Genomic DNA, 19,363 nt, shown 5'->3' with positions numbered 1-19,363 from the left:
GCCCTGCTGGGGTGTCTCGCGGACAAGCACTAGGCGAACAACTCGCGGTACCCGATAAACAGTTCCTCGAACACCAGCCGAGCATTCAGCGGATGGTTCTCGACGGCGCGCTGGCGCGTCACGATGCGCGTGAAGCGAGCGAACGCGCTGGCATCGGCCTGCGACGCGCAGCGCGTCAACGCCGCCGACGCCTGTGGAAAATACCGCGGCGCGCCTGCCGTGCGCTGCGCCAGCAAATCGTACATCCAGCGTTGCAGCCAGCCTAGCACCAGCGGCACGGGCAGCTTCTGCAGCGCCTCGCCGCACGCGAAAGCATCGCAATCGGGGCCGGCGGCAAGTTGCTTGAGCGTCCAGTCGCGCAGCGCGCGGTTCTCGTCGCTGGCAAGCGCGAGTGCGGTGAGCGGCGCACCGCCTGCTTCGGCGAGCAGCGCGGGCGCCTCGGCCACGCCTTGCGCGGCGAGCCATTTCGTCGCCACCTCGGGCGCGGGCATGGTCATCGGCCATTGGCGGCAGCGGCTGATGATGGTGGGCAGCAGGCGGTCGATGCGCGCCGACACCATCAGGAACACGACGCCCGCCGGCGGTTCTTCGAGCGTCTTCAGGAGCGCATTGGCCGCGGCGATGTTCAGCCCTTCCGCCGGATACAGCACGACCACACGCGCGCCGCCGCGGTGCGAACCCACACCGACGAAGTCGAGCAAGCCGCGAATCTGTTCGATCTTGATTTCCTTGCTGGGCGCGCGGGTCTTTTTGCCTTCGTCGGCGTCGGCCTTGTCGGCTTTTTCGTCCGCGCCGCTGTTCAGGCCGGCTTCGGCGGCCAGTGCCTCGGGCACGACGATGCGGTAATCCGGATGATTGCCCTGCGCGAACCAGTTGCAGGCCACGCACGCGCCGCACGGCTCGCCGTTGGGCTGCTGCGCCTCGCACAGCAGGCCTTGCGCGAGATGCTGCGCGAAGCGCAGCTTGCCGATGCCGGCCTGTCCATGCAGCAACAGAGCGTGCGGCCAGTGGCCGCGCAGCTGCTGCAGGCGGTTCCAGTCATCGGCTTGCCACGGATAAATCATTGTTTCTCTTTTAAATCAATTTGTTGCAGGAATTTCATGAGGCGTAACATGAACTCTGCACAGCGTTATAAGACAAGGTTATATTTTTTTAAATTCAAAGAATTGCGATCAATTCCTCAAGTTTTCTCTGAATCTGCACAATGCTCTGCGCGGAGTCAATGATAGCGAACCGGTACGGCGCTTCTTCGGCGCGGCGCAGATATTCGGCGCGCGTGCGGTTGAAAAACGCCACCGACTCGCTCTCGAAGCGATCCGGATCGCGCGCCGCGCTGCGCCGTTCGTTGGCAATCTCGGGCGCGAGGTCGAACAGCACCGTCAGATCCGGCTGAAAACCGCCCTGCACCCAGCGCTCCAGCGTTTCCAGCTTGTCGCGTGGCAGACCGCGGCCACCGCCCTGATAGGCGAAAGTCGCGTCGGTGAAACGGTCCGACAGCACCCAGTCGCCGCGTGCGAGCGCCGGCTCGATCACTTCGGCCAGGTGCTGGCGGCGCAGCGCGAACATCAGCAGCGCCTCGGTTTCGAGGTCCATTTTCTGATGCAGTACGATCTCGCGGATCTGCTCGCCGAGCGGCGTGCCGCCGGGTTCGCGCGTCATCACGACCGAGCGGCCGGTGCTCGCGACTTTCTGTTCGAGGCGCTCCCGAAACCAGCTGAGATGGGTGGTCTTGCCCGCCCCGTCGATGCCCTCAAACGTAATGAATTTGCCCCGCGCCATCATTGCCCTCGAATGTATTTGTCCACGGCCTTGTTGTGATCGCCGAGGGTGTCGGAAAAGATACTGCTGCCGTCGCCGCGCGACACGAAGTACAGCGCGGTGGTTTGCGCCGGATTCAGCGCCGCTTGCAGCGACGCCACGCCGGGCAGCGAAATGGGCGTCGGCGGCAGGCCCATCCGGGTGTAGGTATTGTAGGGAGTGTCGGTCTGCAGGTCTTTTTTCCTGATATGGCCTGCGTAGCTGTCGCCCATGCCGTAGATCACGGTCGGGTCGGTTTGCAGCGGCATGCCCACGCGCAGACGGTTCGCGAACACCGCAGCGACCATTGGCCGGTCGGACTTCTTGCCGGTTTCCTTTTCGATGATCGACGCCATGGTCAGCGCGTCGTACGGCGTCTTGTACGGCAGGTTCGGCGCGCGCGCGGTCCACGCTTCGTCCAGACGCAGGCGCATCAGGCGGTAAGCGCGGCGGTACACGTCGAGATCGCTGGTGTTCTTGTCGAACAGATACGTATCCGGGAAAAACAATCCTTCACCATTGCCGATCGACGCCTCCGGAGCATTGATCGCGTTCATCAAATCCATATCGCTCATGCCGATCGTGTCGTGCTTGAGCGCCGGATTGGCGTCCAACTCGGCGCGCATGCGCTTGAAGGTCCAGCCTTCGATGATCGTCGCCACGTATTCGTTGACGTCGCCGCGCGCGATTTTCTGCAGCACCTCGTACGGCGTCACGCCCGTCTTGAATTCGTAGTTGCCCGATTTCAGCTCGCTTTGCAGCCCCAATAGCCGCGTCATGATGACGAACAGTTCGGGCTCGACCGGCACGCCGCCGCGATTGAGCTGCAGCGTAACGCTGCGCAAGCTGCTGTGCGGCTTGACGGTGACATCGAGTTGCGCCGGGTTCAGGTCAAGCGGGCTGTTAGCCCAGTGATACCCACCGGCAATGGCGGCTGCGGCCAGCACAACGACGATTGCGCCGGCGACGAAACATTTTCTGAAAAGGGTCATGCGGAACGTGGCAGGATTGGACTGCATATAATACTTGTTTGCCTTAGCTAAAGTCAGAATTGACTGTTCTCGGAATCCATGAACATACCGCTCGCTACCGCTTCAGGCACTTCCTCAGGCAACGCCGTCACGGCCGCTGCCGCCACGCCCGCCGTTCTGCCCACGCTGCCGCGCCCTTCCGCCGATGAATTCGACGCCGTCATTCACCACGGCGCGTACATGCCGCTCACGCAGTTCGGCGTGATCGACGCCACCGGCGACGACGCAGCGAGCTTCCTGCACGGCCAGTTGACCAACGACACCCAGCATCTCGACGCAGCCAACGCGCGCCTCGCCGGCTACTGCTCGGCCAAGGGGCGTCTGCTCGCGTCGTTCCTGACGTGGCGCAGCGGCGACACGATCCGCCTGCTGGCATCGAAAGACGTACAGGCTGCCGTGCAGAAGCGGCTCTCCATGTTCGTGCTGCGCGCCAAGGCCAAGCTTGTGGATGCGAGCGGCGAACTGGCCGTGATCGGTCTCGCCGGCGACGTGCGCAAGGCGCTCTCGGGCGTGTTCGACGCGCTGCCGGACGGCGTGCACGTGAAAGTGGACGGCGCGGCAGGCTCGCTGATTCGCGTGCCGGACGCGCTTGGGCACCTGCGTTTTCTGTGGATCGGCCCGAAAGCACAGGTCGAGTCGCTGCTGCCCTTGCTCGAGGAAAAACTCAAACGCGTCTCGCCGGCCGTGTGGGATTGGCTCGACATTCGCGCAGGCGAGCCGCGCATCACCCAGCCGGTGGTCGAGCAATTCGTGCCGCAAATGGTCAATTTCGACGTGCTCGGCGCGGTGAATTTCCGCAAAGGCTGCTATCCCGGCCAGGAAGTGGTAGCGCGCAGCCAGTATCGCGGCACGATCAAGCGGCGCACCTCGCTCGCCAACGTGGCGGGCGAACTCGACACGGTGCACGCCGGCGCGGAACTGTTCCATTCGGACGATCCGGGCCAGCCGTGCGGCATGGTCGTGAACGCGGCGTCGGCGCCGGACGGCGGCGTCGATGTGCTGGTCGAGATCAAGCTCGCGGCGCTGGAAAACGGTTCGGTGCACCTGGGCGCGGCGGAAGGCCCGGCGCTGCGGTTTCTGCCGTTGCCCTACGGGCTGCCGACCGAAGTCTAAAGTTCTCTCGCGGTATGAAGCGGCGCAATCAGGCGCCGCTTTTTACTGGACTCCTCATCTGCAACGCCCCCACCGGGAGACGCCCCCCGATGTGCCTGATCGTCTTCGACTGGCGACCCGATGCGGTCGACGGCCCGCTCTTCACGCTCGCCGCGAATCGCGACGAATTCTTTCGCCGCACCGCCGAGCCGATCAGCTGGTGGCAGGACGCGCCGGGCGTGCTGGCCGGCCGCGATCTTCAGGGCGGCGGCACGTGGCTCGGCATGTCGCGCGACGGCCGCTTCGCCGCGCTGACCAACTACCGCGCGCCACATGAAATGCGCGCCGACGCGCCGACCCGCGGCACGCTCGTCAGCGACTGGCTGAGCGGCGCCGCGCGCGACGGAACGAGCGACGCGGCGAAAAATCCGCACGACACCCCGCTCGCGTACCTGCAACACGTCGCGCAAACCGGCGACATCTACAACGGGTTCAATCTGCTGGTGGGCGACTGGACGCGGCGCGAACTTGCCTGGTACTGCAACCGCGGCGACCTCGCGCCCGCGTTGCTCGCACCGGGCACGCATGGCATCTCGAACGCCGTGCTCGATACTGCGTGGCCGAAGCTGGTGAAAAAGCGCGCCGAACTGGGCACGCTGCTCGCGCGCGACGCGATGCCGCCGCTCGAACGCCTGATCGATCTGATGCGCGATCCGCGCCTCGCGCGCGACGACGAGTTGCCGTCCACCGGCATTCCGCTCGAACGGGAACGGGCGTTGTCGGCGGCGTTTATCGAAACGCCTGAGTACGGCACGCGCGGCACGACCGCGTTGCGCGTGGCCGCGCACGGTGAAGTGATCAGCGTGGCCGTCGCCGAGCGTAGCGACGACAACGGCTCGCACCGCATCGTGCGGCCCGGCGACTTCGAGCGCAGCTTCGCTTTCAGTATCGAGCGCGAGATGGCGTGATAATCGTTGGGAGGATTGGCGGCGGTTCGTCGTTCGACTCTAGCGCTGACCGCCAACCTTGCGCCGCTAACCGCCTGCAAAACCGCGCTCAGTCGATGCCGAACGCCGCGCGCAATGCCGCGGCGGCATCCGCGTGCGCCTCGGCGACCTCCGGTACATAACCACCCATCTTGAAGAACTCGTGGATCATGCCCGGATAGCGCCTGAGCGTGGCCGCATTACCCGCGGCACGCAATTTCTCCGCGTAGGCATCGCCTTCGTCGCTCAACGGATCGTATTCGGCGGTAGCGATCCACGCCGGCGCAACGCCGCTGAGATCGGGCGCGCCACGTTGGCCGTCGAGCGGCGCGAAACGCCAGTCGTCGCGGTCGCGCCTATCGCGCACGTACTGCTCGAAGAACCATTGGATCGTGTCGCCCGACAACAGAAAACCGTCGGCGAGACGCGAGTGCGAATCGGTTTGCTGGTAGCCGGTCGTGCCCGGATAGACCAGTAACTGCAAGGCGAGCTCGATGCCGGCGTCCCGTGCGAAGACCGCGCAGACCGTGGCCAATGTGCCGCCCGCGCTATCGCCGCCCACCGCGAGCCGGCCCGTATCTACGCCGAATTCCGCGGCGTGCGTATGCAACCAGGTCAAGGCGTCGAATGCGTCATCGACGGCGGTGGGAAATTTGTGCTCCGGCGCGAGCCGGTAATCCACCGACAACACCGTGCACCGGCCGTCGCGCGCGAACATCCGGCACAGCGCATCGTGCGTATCAACGCTGCCCACCGTGAAGCCGCCGCCGTGGTAGTACACCAGCGCTGGCGCGGGTTCGGCCCAGCTCGGCTCGACCGGTTGATAAAGACGCACGCGAATCGTCGCGCCGTCGCGTGTGGGGATGCGCAGATCGTCGAGCGCGAACATCGGCGCGCTGGCAATCTCCAGAATCGGTGCGCTTTTTTCGTACGAAGCCCGCGCGTTTTGCGCGGTCATTTCGTGCAGCTTCGGGCGTTTGGCCCGCGCGATCATGTCGAGCACCTGCTCGATCTTCGGATTCAGCGGCATGGTGCGTCTGATGGCGCATGTGCGCCGAAGGTTTAAAAAGAAACCGGCGCGATAGCGCGCCGGCAATGCGATAAAACTCGCGCCTAACCGGCGTTGTTCACTTCCGGCTTGAGCGACATGGGGTCGGTGGGATTGCGCAACTGCTCGATGTCCTCGTGACGCAGCTTCACCGTCGCCATGATGCCCGGATGCGTGACGATATAGAAACGCCGCGCGGCGATCGCTTCGAAGGTGATGTCAGCGACATCGCCGGCATTCAGCTTGCCCGATTGCACGGCGCGCTGTAGTTGCTTGCCCGCGGCGATCTGCGAGCGCGTCGGTCCGCTGTCGTTGCGCAGGTCCGCGGGGCGCGCGCGTTCCGCATCGGCGATGCCGGTCGGCACGAAGGCCGGGCACAGCAGCGAACAGCCGACCAGGCCACCCGCTTCCGTTCCCGTTTCCGCCTGGCCGGCTTGCGCCAACTGCAGGTCGTGATACAGCGTTTCGGTGAGCGACACCACGGCATGCTTCGACGCGTTGTAGATGCCCATGGCAGGCGGCGACAACAACCCCGCGACGGACGCCGTGTTGACGATATGCGCCGGCTCGTTTTGCGCCAGCATGATCGGCGTGAAGACCCGCACACCGTGCGCGACGCCCATCACGTTCACGCCGAACACCCAGGACCAGTCGTTCGCCGAACTTTCCCACAGGAAGCCGCCCGAGCCCACGCCCGCATTGTTGAACAGCAGGTGCACGCGGCCATAGGCGTCGAGCGCCGCTTGCGCGAGCGCTTCGACCTGCGCCGCGCTGGCGACATCAGTCGGCACGCCGATCGCCTCGGCGCCCTCGGCACTCAGGGCCTCGACGGTTTGCGCGAGCGCGTCGGGATTGACGTCGGCGAGCACGAGCTTCATGCCGAGCGACGCGCCCTTCTGCGCGAACGCACGGCCGAAACCGCTCGCCGCACCGGTGATCACCGCCACCTTGCCTGCGAATTCGAACATCGTTTGACTCTCCTGGTTTGCTCCGCGTGTTGTGTGATTCGCCTGAGCGCCGGCGCGATCAGATCAGCTTGACGAGTTGCTTGCCGAAGTTCTTGCCTTTGAGCAGACCGATGAACGCCTCGGGCGCGGCTTCGAGTCCTTGCGCGATGCTTTCGCGATACGCCAGCTTCTTTTGCGCGACCAGCGTGCCGAGTTGCTTGAGCGCCTCCGGCCACACGTCCATATGCTCGCTGACGATAAAGCCTTGCACGAGCAGACGCTGCGTGAGGATCAGCGACGGATGCTTGAGCGGCACTGGCTCGCCATCGTAGCCCGCGATAAACCCGCACAGCGCGATCCGGCCGAACGCATTCATGCGCGCAAGCGTCGCGTCGAGCACCGCACCGCCGACGTTTTCGAAGTAGCCATCCACGCCGTTCGGCGTCACGGCCTTGAGGTCCTGATAGAGATTGCCGGCCTTGTAATCGACGCAGGCGTCGAAGCCGAGCGTCTCCGTTACATAGCGGCACTTGTCCGCGCCGCCGGCGATGCCGACCGCGCGCGCGCCAGCCAGCTTCGCCAGTTGGCCGACCACGCTGCCCACCGCGCCGCTCGCCGCGCTGACTACCACTGTCTCGCCTGCTTTCGGCACGATGATGCGATTCAGCCCGTACCACGCGGTGACACCCGGCATGCCGACCGGGCCGAGATAGGCCGACAAGGGCACATGCGTGTCGTCGACTTTCTGCACGCCGGTCCCGTTCGAGGTGCCGTATTCCTGCCAGCCGAACATTGCGACGACCTTGTCGCCGACCGCGAACTTCGGATTCTTCGACTCCACCACTTCGCCGACCGTGCCGCCGATCATCACTTCGTCCAGCGGTTGCGGCGCCGCGTAGGACTTGCTGTCGTTCATACGCCCGCGCATGTACGGGTCGAGCGACAGGTAGTGATTGCGCACGCGCAATTCGCCGTCGGCCAGCGGAGCGAGCGGTGTTTCGACGAGACGGAAATTATCGGGCGTCACGGCGCCTTGTGGGCGCGACGCCAGCACGAGTTGACGGTTGATCTGGGGCATGACGATCGTCTCCATGAGTTGCCGATGAATCGGCGAATGATTTGAACAGAGAGTGCGAAACGGGAAACGGCGCGCGTCTCGTTCAGATGCGCACGCGATTCGCAAGCTTGCGCTCAGCCGTCGCTGGGACCGGGTTTTGCCGACGGGTCGCTGCGCAAGCGCTGTTGCGTGATGTCGCGCCCTACGGCAAGGCGGCGCATGTACTTGAAAGTGCCGAGCGCCTTGGCGACGAAGTGACCTTCGCTGTCACGGATCTCGCCTTCGCAATAGGCCATGGTGGTGGAGCGATGCAGCACGCGAGCGCTCGCGCGCAATTCGCCGCGGCCCGGCTGCATGAAGTTGACCTTCATCTCGACCGTGACGACGCCGACGCCGTCGCCGGCCAGACTGCGCGCAGCCATTGCAAGCGCGATATCGGCGAGCGTCATCGTGACGCCGCCGTGGGCGACGTCCCACGTGTTCATATGATCGTGCCGCAGCGGCAGCACGACTTCGCTGGCGCCGTCCGCGGCCGACAGAAGCTGCGCGCCGAGCCGGTCGACGAACGGGCTCTCGGGCATGGACGCAGTACTCGCGTTAGATGAGGGCGAATCGGTCATGGCTGTTTGCAGATTGTGTGATCGGTACGTTCATGAAATTGCTGCGGGGCGCGTGGGGAAGCTTTGGCATTCTGTTCAAGCTTGCCCATCGGCCAAGGCAAACAGGAAGCCTATCAAACTTACGCGTTTGGTGGAGTTTTATCGGGAGGTTCGGGCCGCCAGAAATGGGCCGCCGGCGATGCGGATGAAGGCTCATTCGCGAGCGTTGCGCTCCGCGAATCGATTGCGTCTGTCGAGTCGAAACGACCGGCCGGGCTGGTGCGGTCCGATCCGCAACGCCCACACACTCCAATCGGGTTCAGGCTGCGCAGGCGGCGAATTAGAAGAAGCCTACGAGACTTTCACACACCAACTTTCAGGATCGGCGCGCGAGCACGACGCCGATCCGTTCGGCATTTGTTAATGGCTAAAGTCAGCGCCCAGCCAATCCGCTGCGGTGGTCTTCGCATAGCTGACGGCGTCTTGTGGATCGGGGAACACGCCGAGCTGGTCCCAACGTTCTTCCGCGGCAAACGGCCCCTTGATGCCAAGCGCTTTCTGAATACTCAACTGCGCTGCGTATCTTCCGTCCTCGAGAGGCCGCGCTGTGGCGACCACCTTGTGCGGGAGTCCTTGCCGCACGGGTTGAATCAGTTCCAGAGGACCGCCGGCAGCGCCGACGTCGATCAGCTCGTTTCGCGTGTTGCAGTCGGGGCAATAGAAGTAAAACGAATTGTGGTCCCGATTCGGTTTGACCTGTTTGCGGGCAAGTACAGCTCGGCACTCGACATTTTCACAAATGAATGGCATATCGTCTCCGTGGTGATCTTCGAGTGGTAACGCGAGGCAGATCGGCATTGCCTTCAAGAACGATCTGCCAGAAGCAGCCGGCCAACAATTAGCACATGACCGGATTGCTAATGATAGGAAGATGCCATTCAGAGTGCTTGCCAGTTTTCCGCGACGCCTTGTCACGAGCCGCTGCGCCGGCCGGCTATCCATCAATGATGGTGGACGTAACGTGCTTCTTCAAGCACTTAGATCGGCGCTGCACCGCATCAATCCGGGTGAGCCGCCATTCGCGCGGCCAGCCGCCCTAACCTGCGCACGGCTTCGTCGGCCAGATCGAGATCCGTGCTCGGTGAACTGAGCCGGATGAAATGATCGAAGCGCCCGCCATTTGAAAACATCGTCCCCGGCATCACGCGAATGCCCTCGTCGAGCACGGCCTTGAAGAACACCGTGGACGACATGTCACGCGGCAATTCGATCCAGAAAAACATCCCGCCGCGCGGCGGCGTGAAACGCGTGCCGTCGGGAAACGAGGTGGCGATCGCCGCGGCCATCCGTTCGCGCTGAAGCCGCAAGCGGTCGCGCAAACGCCGCAAATGCCGCTCATACGCGTTCGTTTCCAGAAATTCGGCGAGCACGACTTGCGACAGCTGTTCGTTGTGCCGCGACTGCGCGAACTTCAGCATGCCGATGCGCGGATGCCAGCGGCCGCCGTTGATCCAGCCAACCCGCATGCCGGGCGCCAACACCTTGTTGAACGACGTGCAGTGAATCACGGTGCCGTCGGTGTCCCACGCCTTCAGCGATCTGGGCGGCTGCGCGGCGTCGGCCAGTTCGCGGTACGGATCGTCTTCGATCAACGGAATGCCGGCTTGCGCGCACAGTTCGACGAGGCGCGCCTTGTGCGTGTCGGGCATCACGCTGCCGAGCGGATTCTGCAGGTTCGGCACCACGACCACGGCCTTGATGTCGGGATGCGTGTGCAGCGCGAACGCCAGCGCTTCGATGGCGAGGCCGGTGGTCGGACTGGCCGGAATTTCGAGCGCGCGCAAGCCGAGGCTTTCGAGCGCCTGAAGCAGCCCGAAAAAACACGGCGATTCGACCGCGACGGTGTCGCCCGGTTGCGTCACCGCTCGCAGCGCGAGGTTCACGGCTTCGATGCCGCCGTGGGTCATGATGATGTCGTCGGCGCCGATTTGAATGCCGGCGTCGAGCGCGCGGCGCGCAATGATCGCGCGCAAGGCCGGATCGCCCTGGTCGTGGCCGGCGGCGGTCAGCAAGGTGGGCCGCTTGCGCAGCGCGCGCAGCGCGGCTTTCTGCAACGCGTCCGTGGGATACAGATCGGGTGATGCCGTCGCGCCGCCGAGATTCAGCGCGTCCGGATAGCGCTGGAATGTCGACACAATCGAGGAAATCACCGAGTGAATACCGACGAACTGCGCGGCGCCCGGCAGTGTCGCCAGGTCGGGCTCGGACGCGGCCGGCAAGGCCGCGGTGGGTGGCACGCGCACGAAGTAACCGGCACGCGGCCGGGCATCGATCAGTGCATCGCGTTCCAGCACGCGGTAGCTCTCGGTGGCCGTGGCGAGGCTGACGCCGTGGCGCTGCATGAATGCGCGCATCGACGGCATGCGGTCGCCCGGACGCAGCACGCCGCTGCCGATCGCGCGCCGGTATTGATCAGCCAATTGCCGATACAGAGGCTGGCTATCCGGCAGCCGGTCCGCAGGCGCTGCCTGCCGGGTCAGGATGGATTGAGTCATATGCCGATGGTGCGGACAGTTCGTACGACGCGACAGATACACATTCGTTCGATTCCAGCCGATACAGCGCATTGAAAAGCCTTGCTGTACCGGTTCACATTGTCAGTGGCTGCGGCTGTTGCCACGTGAACGGACTCAATAAGCTGTGTGGCATGGAAACGCTTTAAAGGAAACGGCCATGTCAGCCTGTCAATCCCGCATTGGTTCGGCACGCGGCACTGCTGCCCGCCTCACCGCCGGTCAGATGGCCGTGCACGACTTGCGCGCCCGGACCTCGATCGTGGCTGTGGAAGGCGATTTGCAACTCGAGTTCCGCGATCACTCGCTCGCGTGGCTGGGCGACGCCGTGCCGGTGACGTCGATCACGTTGCGCGAAGGCGAATGTTTCGTGACGCCGCAGCGCGGCGTCGTGTCGATCAGCGCCGCGCAGGCGAATGCGGCTGCGTTCGTCTTGCAACCGTGGCACGTGCGGAAGGACGGGCGCGGTCCGATTCGTGAAGCGCTGCGGCATCTGGCGAGTCTCGTCAAAACACGGCTGCGGCGCGCGGTCTGAAACGCCGCTTGGCGCGCGACACGGCCCGGTACAATGCATGACCCAAGCCGCTTCTTGCGAGGTGCAGGTCATGTCCTTCTTCCGCGCGCTGCTGTCCGGCCGTTCCGTTCGTCTGGCTACATTCCTCGCCATCGTCGCGCTGACGCTCCACGGTTGCGCCGGCCTGTTCGGCGGCGACCCGGTGCGCGTGAACGTGGCGGGCATCGAACCGATCGACAGCCAGGGCTTGGAGATGCGCTTCAACGTGAAACTGCGCGTGCAGAATCCCAACGATTCCGCAGTCAGCTTCAACGGCGTGTCGCTCGATCTCGAACTGAACGGCAAGCCGTTCGCGAGCGGTGTGAGCGATCAGGTCGGCACGGTGCCGCGCTACGGCGAAACGGTCGTCAATGTGCCGTTGACAGTGCCCGCTTTCGCCGCGGTTCGCCAGGCCTTCGCCTTCGCGGGCGCCACCCAGTCGGGACAGATTCCGTACATTTTGCGCGGCAAGCTCGCCGGTGGACTGACGGGCACGACGCGATTCGTCGATCAGGGCAGCTTGAGCCTGCCGTCGGCCGGCATGGCTTTGCCTTGAAGCGCGTCATCGGGCTAGCCTGCACGACGCGCGAATAGAAAACGGGTGCCGCATGATTCGCGCGCTCTCATGCGCAGAACCACACGGCACCCGCCGTTCATTACCGTTCGAGCCGGATCACACCACTTCGAACAACCCCGCCGCGCCCTGCCCGCCGCCGATGCACATGGTCACGACAACCAGCTTCGCGCCGCGCCGCTTGCCTTCGATCAGCGCATGGCCGGTCAGCCGCGCGCCCGACACGCCATACGGATGGCCGACCGCGATCGCGCCGCCGTTGACGTTCAGACGGTCTTGCGGAATGCCGAGCTTGTCGGCGCAATACAGCACCTGCACGGCGAACGCTTCGTTCAGTTCCCACAGGTCGATGTCCTCGACCTTCAGACCGGCCTGCTTGAGCAGCTTAGGCACCGCGAACACCGGGCCGATGCCCATCTCGTCCGGCTCGCAACCCGCCACCGCGAAACCGCGGAAAATGCCGAGCGGTTGCAGCCCTTCTCGCTCCGCCACCTTCGCGTTCATCACCACGCAAGCCGACGCGCCATCCGAGAACTGGCTTGCATTGCCAGCGGTGATGACGCCGCCCGGCAGCGCGGTGCGAATCTTCGAGACGCCTTCGAGCGTGGTGTCGGCGCGAATGCCTTCATCGCCGCTGACGGTCACTTCTTTCGTGAAGAGACGCCCGCTCGCTTTGTCAGCGACGCCGGCGAGCACCGTCAACGGCACGATCTCGTCCTTGAACTTGCCGGCTTCGAGCGCGGCCGCGGCGCGCTGTTGCGAACGCGCGCCGTATTCGTCCTGGCGCTCTTTCGAGATCGAATAACGTTTCGCGACGTTCTCCGCGGTCTGCAGCATCGACCAGTAGATTTCCGGCTTGTTCTGGCTGAGCCAGCCTTCGGTCAGCATGTGGTGGTTCATCTCGTTCTGCACGCACGAGATGGATTCCACGCCACCGGCCACGAACACGTCGCCTTCACCGGCGATCACGCGTTGCGCGGCCAGCGCGATAGTTTGCAATCCCGATGAACAGAAACGGTTCACCGTCATGCCCGGCACGCTGACCGGCAAACCGGCGCGCAGCGCGATCTGCCGCGCGATGTTCATGCCCGTCGCGCCTTCCGGATTGGCGCAGCCCATGATCACGTCTTCGACACGCGCCGGGTCGAGCTTCGCGCGCTCGACGGCGGCCTGCGTCACATGGCCGCCGAGCGTCGCGCCGTGCGTCATGTTGAAACCGCCGCGCCATGATTTGGCGAGGCCCGTACGGGCGGTGGATACGATTACGGCGTCAGTCATGCATGCTCTCCTACTTCCAGATGTCGATGATGACGCGCGGGCGATTCGCCGCACAGCGCCACCTCAGTCAATTCACTCGCGCTGTAGTTCAGCCGTTGAACCCGCGGTTCTTCGCCGCCAGTTCCGCGATGCTCGGCGCCAGTTGCCACGCATCGCCGTTCGGCCGCGCCGCATAGCGGCGAATCGCGCGCTCGACGTTGTAGAGGCCGACCGTGTCGGCGTACAGCATCGGGCCGCCGCGATACAGCGGGAAACCGTAGCCGGTCAGATAGACCATGTCGATGTCCGACGCCTTCGACGCAATGCCTTCTTCGAGAATCTTCGCGCCTTCGTTCACGAGCGCGAACACGAGCCGCTCGACGATTTCCTCGTCGCTGATCTTACGGCGCTCGGTGTCGGTTTCCTTCGAGAACGCGACGATCATGTCGTCGACCACTTTCGACGGATACGCGGTACGGTCGCCCGCCTTGTAGTCGTACCAGCCGCCGCCCGTCTTCTGGCCGAAGCGCCCCGTCTCGCAAAGACGATCGGCGATCTTCGAGTAATGCATGTCGGGATGTTCCAGATAACGGCGCTTGCGGATCGCCCAGCCGATGTCATTGCCGGCCAGGTCGCTCATGCGGAACGGACCCATCGCGAAGCCGAACTTCTCGATTGCTTTGTCGACCTGCGCGGGCAGCGCGCCTTCTTCGAGCATGAAGAGCGCCTGGCGGATGTACTGCTCGACCATCCGGTTGCCGATAAAACCATCGCACACGCCCGAAACCACGGCGGTCTTTTTGATCTTTTTCGCCAGGTTCATGACGGTGGCGAGCACGTCTTTCGCCGTCTCCTTGCCGCGCACCACTTCGAGCAGCTTCATCACATTGGCCGGGCTGAAGAAGTGCATGCCGACCACGTCCTGCGGACGCTTCGTGAAAGCGGCGATCTTGTCGACGTCGAGCGTCGAGGTGTTCGAGGCGAGGATCGCGCCTTGCTTCGCCACTTCGTCCAGACGCTTGAACGCCTGCTCTTTCACGCCAAGTTCTTCGAACACCGCTTCGACGATCAGGTCGGCGTTTTTCAGGTCGTCGTAGGAAAGCGTGGGCGTGATTAGCGCCATGCGCTGCCCGAGCACTTCCGGCTTGAGCTTGCCCTTCTTGACGGTCGCTTCGTAGTTCTTGCGAATCGTGGCGAGGCCGCGGTCGAGCGCCTCCTGTTTCGTTTCCAGCAGCGTGACCGGAATGCCGGCGTTGATGAAATTCATCGCGATGCCACCGCCCATCGTGCCCGCGCCGATCACGGCCACCTGGCCGATGTCGCGCACCGGCGTGTCGGACGGCACGTCGGGAATCTTGCTCGCCGCACGTTCGCCGAAGAACGCGTGACGCAGCGCGTGGCTTTCCGGCGTCTGCACGAGCGCCATGAAGCATTCGCGCTCGAAGGCGAGGCCTTTGTCGAAACCCTTCTGCACGCCCGCTTCCACCGCGTCGATACATTTCAGCGGCGCGGGGAAATTCTTCGCCATCGTGGCAACGGTGTTCCGTGCGAACTGGATGAAGCCGGCAGCGTTCGGATGCTCGATCTTGCGGTCGCGCACCTTCGGATGCGGGCCTTCCTTCGCGCTGACCTTGCGGGCAAACGCCAGCGCTGCTTCGGCAAGATCGCCCTGGGCGAGTTCGTCGAACAGGCCGGAATCAGCGAGCTTCTCCGACATGACGGGCGCACCGGAGACGATCATGTTGAGCGCCGCTTCGAGACCAATGGCGCGCGGCAGACGCTGCGTGCCACCCGCGCCCGGCAGAATGCCGAGCTTCACTTCCGGCAGCGCGATCTGCGCGCCGGGTGCGGCAATACGGTAATGCGCGCCGAGCGCCAACTCCAGGCCGCCGCCCATCGCGACGCTGTGAATCGCCGCGATTACCGGCTTCGCGCTGCCTTCCACGATCTTGATGACGGTGGCGAGCGTCGGCTCCTGGCCCGCTTTCGGCGTATTGAATTCGGTGATATCGGCGCCGCCCGAGAAGGCCTTGCCTGCGCCGGTCAGCACGATGGCCTTGATGGCCGGATCGTTCTGCGCGCGCTCGACCCCTTCGACGATACCCGCTCGCGTCGACAGGCCGAGGCCATTCACGGGAGGATTGTTCAGCGTGATGACGGCCACGCCGTCATGAGTTGTGTAGTCCACTGCCATCTGCCTGCCTCCATGCGATCCATGCGTGAGGGCGGCAACAGATGCCGCCCATCCGGTTCATCGAGTCGGATCGACGATCCGACCGATTGTCTGTTTTTTCCGGGGTCAGCAGGCAGAATACACAAAAAAGCACGCTCGTTCAATTCTCGTTTTTTTATTTTCAGGCGGGGTTTCCCCTGGCAAGCGGCGTCAGCGGACAGTCTTTTTCGTCTTCAAGCGCGGAAGGCAGCACGTGGTTGCGGAATATGTCGCGCAGCTTGAGTTTTTGCAGCTTGCCGGTCGCCGTGTGCGGCAATTCGTCGACAAACGCGACGTCGTCGGGAATCCACCATTTCGCGACCTTGCCGTCGTAGAAGGCGATCAGTTCCTCGCGCGTGACTTCGAAACCGGGGCGTTTGACGACCACCAGCAGCGGCCGCTCGGTCCATTTCGGATGCGCGCACGCGATGCACGCCGCTTCGGCCACCGCCGGATGCGCGATCGCCACGTTTTCGACGTCGATCGAACTGATCCACTCGCCGCCGGACTTGATCACGTCTTTCGAGCGGTCGGTGATATGCAGAAAACTGTCGCGGTCGATGGTGGCGACGTCGCCGGTGGGAAACCAGCCGTCCACGAGCGGCGAATCGTCCTTGCGGAAATAGCGGTCGATCACCCACGGTCCGCGCACGTGCAGATCGCCGAACGCCACGCCGTCCCAAGGCAGTTCGCGGCCATCCTCGCCGACGATTTTCATGTCGACGCCATACAGCACGTGCCCCTGCTTTTCGAGCAACGCGCGCTGCTCTTCGAGCGGACGCTGGCTTTGTTCCCACGTCAGTTTGGACAGCGTACCGAGCGGCGACATTTCGGTCATGCCCCACGCGTGGATCACCTGCACGCCGTAGTCGTCTTCGAAGGTGCGCAGCATGGCCGGCGGACAGGCCGAGCCGCCGATCACCGTTCGATTGAGCGACGAAAACCGCACTTTCGCCTCGCGCAGATAGTTGAGCAGTCCAAGCCATACGGTCGGCACGCCGGCCGAATACGTAACGCGCTCGCTCTCCATCAATTCGTACAGCGACTTGCCGTCGAGGTCCTTGCCGGGGAACACGAGCTTCGCGCCGGTCAGCGGCGCGGCGTGCGGAATGCCCCATGCGTTCACATGAAACATCGGCACGACGGGCAGCACGCAGTCGCGCGCGGAGAGACTCATGGCGTCGGGCAGTGAAGCGCCGAACGCATGCAGCACCGTCGAACGATGCGAATACAGTGCGCCCTTCGGATTGCCCGTGGTGCCGGATGTGTAGCACAGGTACGAGGCTTGCCGTTCGTCGAGCGGCGGCCATGCGTAATTTCCGTCCTGCGCGGTGACGAGTGTTTCGTAGCTGAGCGCGGGCGTCTGCATCGCGGGCAGATGCGCTTCGTCGGCCAGCGCGATCCAGCCGCGCACCTTCGGACATTGCGGTGCGAGGACATCGACGAGCGGCGCGAACGTGGTGTCGAACAGCACGTAGGCGTCGTCGGCGTGATTGATGATGTAGGCGATCTGATCGGGAAAGAGGCGCGGATTGATCGTATGGCACACGGCGCCGAAACCGGTCGTGCCGTAATACGCTTCCAGATGACGGTAGCCGTTCCACGCAAGCGTCGCGACCCGTTCGCCGGGTTCGACGCCGAGTGCGATCAGCGCTTGCGCGAGCTGCTTCGCGCGCTTCTCGCAATCACGATAGGTATAGCGATGCAGGTCGCCTTCGATACGCCGCGACACGATTTCGGTGCTGCCGAAATGCCGCGCGGCGTGGGTGAGCAACGAAGGCACGGTCAGCGGCACGTCCATCATCTGGCCAAGCAGCGGCGTCGTCATAAAGAGTGGTCTCCTCGGCTCGATCGTTTCAATTGGTTTTGCAGCTCGGGGGGCGCGCCTCGTCGCGCCTTCGGCGAAAAGCGCACGGCCGGCAAGATCTGGACAGGATCGGTACGGGACAGACGTACGTATGGCCGGCCAGCAGCTCCGCGGGCGCGGACTTACAATATCGGTTAATCCAGAGGCGCTCAACATGTCGTTTTCCCCAAGCATTGCAGGGTTATCCGGGCCTTTGTCGGCCCTTTCCGATGCGCTCACCACGTTGCACGAGAGCGCGTTCGCACGGCTCGGCAGCGTGTTTCTGACGCGTCTGCCGGCGGCGCCGCTCAGTGCGCCGTACCTCGTCGGGTTCTCCGCCGAAACCGCCGCGCTGCTCGGTTTAGAGCCGGGCCTCGAGAATGATCCGGGCTTTGCCGAACTGTTCTCCGGCAACCTCACGCGCGAGTGGCCGGCCGAGGCGCTGCCTTATGCGTCGGTCTATTCCGGGCACCAGTTCGGCGTGTGGGCCGGCCAGCTCGGCGACGGCCGCGCGCTCGGTCTCGGCGAAGTCGAACATAATGGCCAGCGCTTCGAGTTGCAGCTCAAAGGCGCGGGGCGCACGCCCTATTCGCGCATGGGCGACGGCCGCGCGGTGTTGCGTTCGTCGATCCGCGAGTATCTGTGTTCGGAGGCGATGCATCACCTCGGCATTCCGACCACGCGCGCGCTGTGCGTGATCGGCTCCGATCAGCCGGTGCGGCGCGAGACCGTCGAAACAGCCGCCGTAGTCACACGCGTGGCGCCGAGCTTCGTGCGCTTCGGCCACTTCGAGCACTTCTATTCGAACGATCGCACCGACGCGCTGCGCGCGCTCGCCGATCATGTGATCGAGCGCTTCTATCCGCATTGCCGCGAAGCCGACGATCCGTATCTCGCGCTGCTCAATGAAGCGGTCATCTCGACCGCTGACCTGATGGTCGACTGGCAGGCGGTCGGCTTCTGCCACGGCGTGATGAACACCGACAATATGTCGATCGTCGGCCTCACCATCGATTACGGTCCGTTCGGTTTCATGGACGGCTTCGACGCCGGCTACATCTGCAATCACTCCGATTCGCAGGGCCGTTACGCGTACAAGATGCAGCCGCAGATCGCCTACTGGAACCTGTTCTGTCTCGCGCAAGGGCTATTGCCGCTGCTAGGCGAAAAACACGAGGAAAGCGTGCGCGGCGACAAGGCGATCGAAGACGCGCAACGTGTGCTCGGCGGTTTCAAGAATCGCTTTGCGCCGGCGCTGGAACGGCGCATGCGCGCCAAGCTCGGCCTCGAAATTGAACGCGAGGGTGACGATGGTCTGGTCAATCGCCTATTCGAGGTGATGCACGCCAATCGTGCGGATTTCACGCTGACCTTCCGAAATCTGGCGCGCGTGTCGAAGCACGACGCAAGCGGCGACGCGCCAGTGCGCGATCTGTTTCTCGACCGCGCCGCCTTCGACGCCTGGGTGAACGACTACCGCGCGCGGCTGTCCGAAGAAACACGCGACGACGCCGCGCGCGCCATTGCAATGAACCGTGTGAACCCCAAATTCGTACTTCGCAATCATCTGGCGGAAACGGCGATCCGCCGCGCGAAAGAGAAGGATTTCTCCGAAGTGGAACGACTGGCGGCCATCCTGCGCCGTCCGTTCGACGAACAGCCCGAGCACGAAGCGTATGCCGGGCTGCCGCCGGACTGGGCGAGCTCGCTGGAAGTGAGCTGCTCGTCGTGACGCGCCGAGCGGCTTCTGCTTGCGCGTAGTGCTGTAGTGAGCCGTGGTGAGCCCGTAGT

Annotated in this window: 17 protein-coding genes; 5 read left to right on the top strand and 12 right to left on the bottom strand. The window is 64.1% G+C overall.

The genetic code is table 11. The annotated features are described in order from the left end of the window. Nucleotides 1-29: 29 nt before the first annotated feature. The 3 genes from BPHYT_RS09630 to mltG form a co-directional block, all read right to left on the bottom strand. Nucleotides 30-1,064 (bottom strand): DNA polymerase III subunit delta', encoded by a 1,035-nt coding sequence (locus BPHYT_RS09630; RefSeq protein WP_012432948.1) that lies wholly within the window; start codon nucleotides 1,062-1,064, stop codon nucleotides 30-32. A gap of 94 nt (nucleotides 1,065-1,158) precedes the next feature. Beyond that, nucleotides 1,159-1,779, bottom strand: a complete 621-nt coding sequence (gene tmk, locus BPHYT_RS09625) for a dTMP kinase (RefSeq protein WP_012432947.1) — start codon at nucleotides 1,777-1,779, stop codon at nucleotides 1,159-1,161. After that, nucleotides 1,779-2,789: an endolytic transglycosylase MltG gene (gene mltG / locus BPHYT_RS09620; protein WP_041758912.1), complete on the bottom strand. Its 1,011-nt coding sequence runs from the start codon at nucleotides 2,787-2,789 to the stop codon at nucleotides 1,779-1,781. The genes tmk and mltG overlap by 1 nt, the downstream gene beginning before the upstream one ends. A 78-nt stretch (nucleotides 2,790-2,867) precedes the next feature. On the opposite strand from mltG, the gene ygfZ reads away from it, so the two are divergent. Both ygfZ and BPHYT_RS09610 read left to right on the top strand, forming a co-directional pair. Continuing rightward, the gene (ygfZ, locus tag BPHYT_RS09615; RefSeq protein ID WP_012432945.1) at nucleotides 2,868-3,941 is read left to right on the top strand and encodes a CAF17-like 4Fe-4S cluster assembly/insertion protein YgfZ; all 1,074 of its coding nucleotides are present in this window, start codon (nucleotides 2,868-2,870) and stop codon (nucleotides 3,939-3,941) included. A gap of 89 nt (nucleotides 3,942-4,030) precedes the next feature. Then, nucleotides 4,031-4,888 (top strand): NRDE family protein, encoded by an 858-nt coding sequence (locus BPHYT_RS09610; RefSeq protein WP_012432944.1) that lies wholly within the window; start codon nucleotides 4,031-4,033, stop codon nucleotides 4,886-4,888. A gap of 88 nt (nucleotides 4,889-4,976) precedes the next feature. On the opposite strand, the gene BPHYT_RS09605 is transcribed toward BPHYT_RS09610, so the two are convergent. The 6 genes from BPHYT_RS09605 to BPHYT_RS09580 form a co-directional block, all read right to left on the bottom strand. Continuing rightward, nucleotides 4,977-5,936 (bottom strand): alpha/beta hydrolase, encoded by a 960-nt coding sequence (locus BPHYT_RS09605; protein ID WP_012432943.1) that lies wholly within the window; start codon nucleotides 5,934-5,936, stop codon nucleotides 4,977-4,979. Between the two features lie 83 nt (nucleotides 5,937-6,019). Further along, entirely contained in the window at nucleotides 6,020-6,922 is a 903-nt protein-coding gene (locus BPHYT_RS09600; RefSeq protein ID WP_012432942.1) for an SDR family oxidoreductase, read from the bottom strand. A gap of 58 nt (nucleotides 6,923-6,980) precedes the next feature. Beyond that, a complete protein-coding gene (locus tag BPHYT_RS09595; protein ID WP_012432941.1) occupies nucleotides 6,981-7,979 on the bottom strand; it encodes an NADP-dependent oxidoreductase in 999 nt (332 codons plus the stop codon). Between the two features lie 113 nt (nucleotides 7,980-8,092). Beyond that, on the bottom strand, nucleotides 8,093-8,578 hold the full coding sequence (locus tag BPHYT_RS09590) for a PaaI family thioesterase (RefSeq protein ID WP_012432940.1): 486 nt from the start codon (nucleotides 8,576-8,578) through the stop codon (nucleotides 8,093-8,095). Nucleotides 8,579-8,977: 399 nt separating this feature from the next. Then, nucleotides 8,978-9,367, bottom strand: coding sequence for a hypothetical protein (locus BPHYT_RS37185; RefSeq protein WP_012432939.1), 390 nt, complete (start codon nucleotides 9,365-9,367; stop codon nucleotides 8,978-8,980). A gap of 248 nt (nucleotides 9,368-9,615) precedes the next feature. After that, nucleotides 9,616-11,112, bottom strand: coding sequence for an aminotransferase-like domain-containing protein (locus BPHYT_RS09580; RefSeq protein ID WP_012432938.1), 1,497 nt, complete (start codon nucleotides 11,110-11,112; stop codon nucleotides 9,616-9,618). A gap of 178 nt (nucleotides 11,113-11,290) precedes the next feature. Between BPHYT_RS09580 and BPHYT_RS09575 the strand changes: the two genes are divergently transcribed. Both BPHYT_RS09575 and BPHYT_RS09570 read left to right on the top strand, forming a co-directional pair. Continuing rightward, on the top strand, nucleotides 11,291-11,665 hold the full coding sequence (locus tag BPHYT_RS09575; protein WP_012432937.1) for a cupin domain-containing protein: 375 nt from the start codon (nucleotides 11,291-11,293) through the stop codon (nucleotides 11,663-11,665). A 70-nt stretch (nucleotides 11,666-11,735) separates the two neighbouring features. After that, entirely contained in the window at nucleotides 11,736-12,239 is a 504-nt protein-coding gene (locus BPHYT_RS09570; protein WP_012432936.1) for an LEA type 2 family protein, read from the top strand. Nucleotides 12,240-12,356: 117 nt separating this feature from the next. On the opposite strand, the gene BPHYT_RS09565 is transcribed toward BPHYT_RS09570, so the two are convergent. The 3 genes from BPHYT_RS09565 to BPHYT_RS09555 form a co-directional block, all read right to left on the bottom strand. Next, nucleotides 12,357-13,535, bottom strand: coding sequence for an acetyl-CoA C-acyltransferase (locus BPHYT_RS09565; protein ID WP_012432935.1), 1,179 nt, complete (start codon nucleotides 13,533-13,535; stop codon nucleotides 12,357-12,359). 88 nt (nucleotides 13,536-13,623) lie between these two features. Further along, a complete protein-coding gene (locus BPHYT_RS09560; protein WP_012432934.1) occupies nucleotides 13,624-15,708 on the bottom strand; it encodes a 3-hydroxyacyl-CoA dehydrogenase NAD-binding domain-containing protein in 2,085 nt (694 codons plus the stop codon). Nucleotides 15,709-15,868: 160 nt separating this feature from the next. Then, a complete protein-coding gene (locus tag BPHYT_RS09555; protein WP_012432933.1) occupies nucleotides 15,869-17,554 on the bottom strand; it encodes a 3-(methylthio)propionyl-CoA ligase in 1,686 nt (561 codons plus the stop codon). 193 nt (nucleotides 17,555-17,747) lie between these two features. On the opposite strand from BPHYT_RS09555, the gene BPHYT_RS09550 reads away from it, so the two are divergent. Continuing rightward, the gene (locus BPHYT_RS09550) at nucleotides 17,748-19,304 is read left to right on the top strand and encodes a protein adenylyltransferase SelO (RefSeq protein WP_012432932.1); all 1,557 of its coding nucleotides are present in this window, start codon (nucleotides 17,748-17,750) and stop codon (nucleotides 19,302-19,304) included. The last annotated feature ends 59 nt before the right edge of the window (nucleotides 19,305-19,363 follow it).

Source organism: Paraburkholderia phytofirmans PsJN, assembly GCF_000020125.1.
In the GTDB taxonomy this organism is placed as follows: Bacteria; Pseudomonadota; Gammaproteobacteria; order Burkholderiales; family Burkholderiaceae; genus Paraburkholderia; species Paraburkholderia phytofirmans.
This window is presented reverse-complemented; position numbering and strand designations above follow the sequence as displayed.

Excerpts from the sequence above, each read along its gene's own strand:
- BPHYT_RS09630 (WP_012432948.1), bottom strand. The coding sequence starts at position 1,064 with ATGATTTATCCGTGGCAAGCCGATGACTGGAACCGCCTGCAGCAGCTG.
- tmk (WP_012432947.1), bottom strand. The coding sequence starts at position 1,779 with ATGGCGCGGGGCAAATTCATTACGTTTGAGGGCATCGACGGGGCGGGC.
- mltG (WP_041758912.1), bottom strand. The coding sequence starts at position 2,789 with ATGACCCTTTTCAGAAAATGTTTCGTCGCCGGCGCAATCGTCGTTGTG.
- ygfZ (WP_012432945.1), top strand. The coding sequence starts at position 2,868 with ATGAACATACCGCTCGCTACCGCTTCAGGCACTTCCTCAGGCAACGCC.
- BPHYT_RS09610 (WP_012432944.1), top strand. The coding sequence starts at position 4,031 with ATGTGCCTGATCGTCTTCGACTGGCGACCCGATGCGGTCGACGGCCCG.
- BPHYT_RS09605 (WP_012432943.1), bottom strand. The coding sequence starts at position 5,936 with ATGCCGCTGAATCCGAAGATCGAGCAGGTGCTCGACATGATCGCGCGG.
- BPHYT_RS09600 (WP_012432942.1), bottom strand. The coding sequence starts at position 6,922 with ATGTTCGAATTCGCAGGCAAGGTGGCGGTGATCACCGGTGCGGCGAGC.
- BPHYT_RS09595 (WP_012432941.1), bottom strand. The coding sequence starts at position 7,979 with ATGCCCCAGATCAACCGTCAACTCGTGCTGGCGTCGCGCCCACAAGGC.
- BPHYT_RS09590 (WP_012432940.1), bottom strand. The coding sequence starts at position 8,578 with ATGACCGATTCGCCCTCATCTAACGCGAGTACTGCGTCCATGCCCGAG.
- BPHYT_RS37185 (WP_012432939.1), bottom strand. The coding sequence starts at position 9,367 with ATGCCATTCATTTGTGAAAATGTCGAGTGCCGAGCTGTACTTGCCCGC.
- BPHYT_RS09580 (WP_012432938.1), bottom strand. The coding sequence starts at position 11,112 with ATGACTCAATCCATCCTGACCCGGCAGGCAGCGCCTGCGGACCGGCTG.
- BPHYT_RS09575 (WP_012432937.1), top strand. The coding sequence starts at position 11,291 with ATGTCAGCCTGTCAATCCCGCATTGGTTCGGCACGCGGCACTGCTGCC.
- BPHYT_RS09570 (WP_012432936.1), top strand. The coding sequence starts at position 11,736 with ATGTCCTTCTTCCGCGCGCTGCTGTCCGGCCGTTCCGTTCGTCTGGCT.
- BPHYT_RS09565 (WP_012432935.1), bottom strand. The coding sequence starts at position 13,535 with ATGACTGACGCCGTAATCGTATCCACCGCCCGTACGGGCCTCGCCAAA.
- BPHYT_RS09560 (WP_012432934.1), bottom strand. The coding sequence starts at position 15,708 with ATGGCAGTGGACTACACAACTCATGACGGCGTGGCCGTCATCACGCTG.
- BPHYT_RS09555 (WP_012432933.1), bottom strand. The coding sequence starts at position 17,554 with ATGACGACGCCGCTGCTTGGCCAGATGATGGACGTGCCGCTGACCGTG.
- BPHYT_RS09550 (WP_012432932.1), top strand. The coding sequence starts at position 17,748 with ATGTCGTTTTCCCCAAGCATTGCAGGGTTATCCGGGCCTTTGTCGGCC.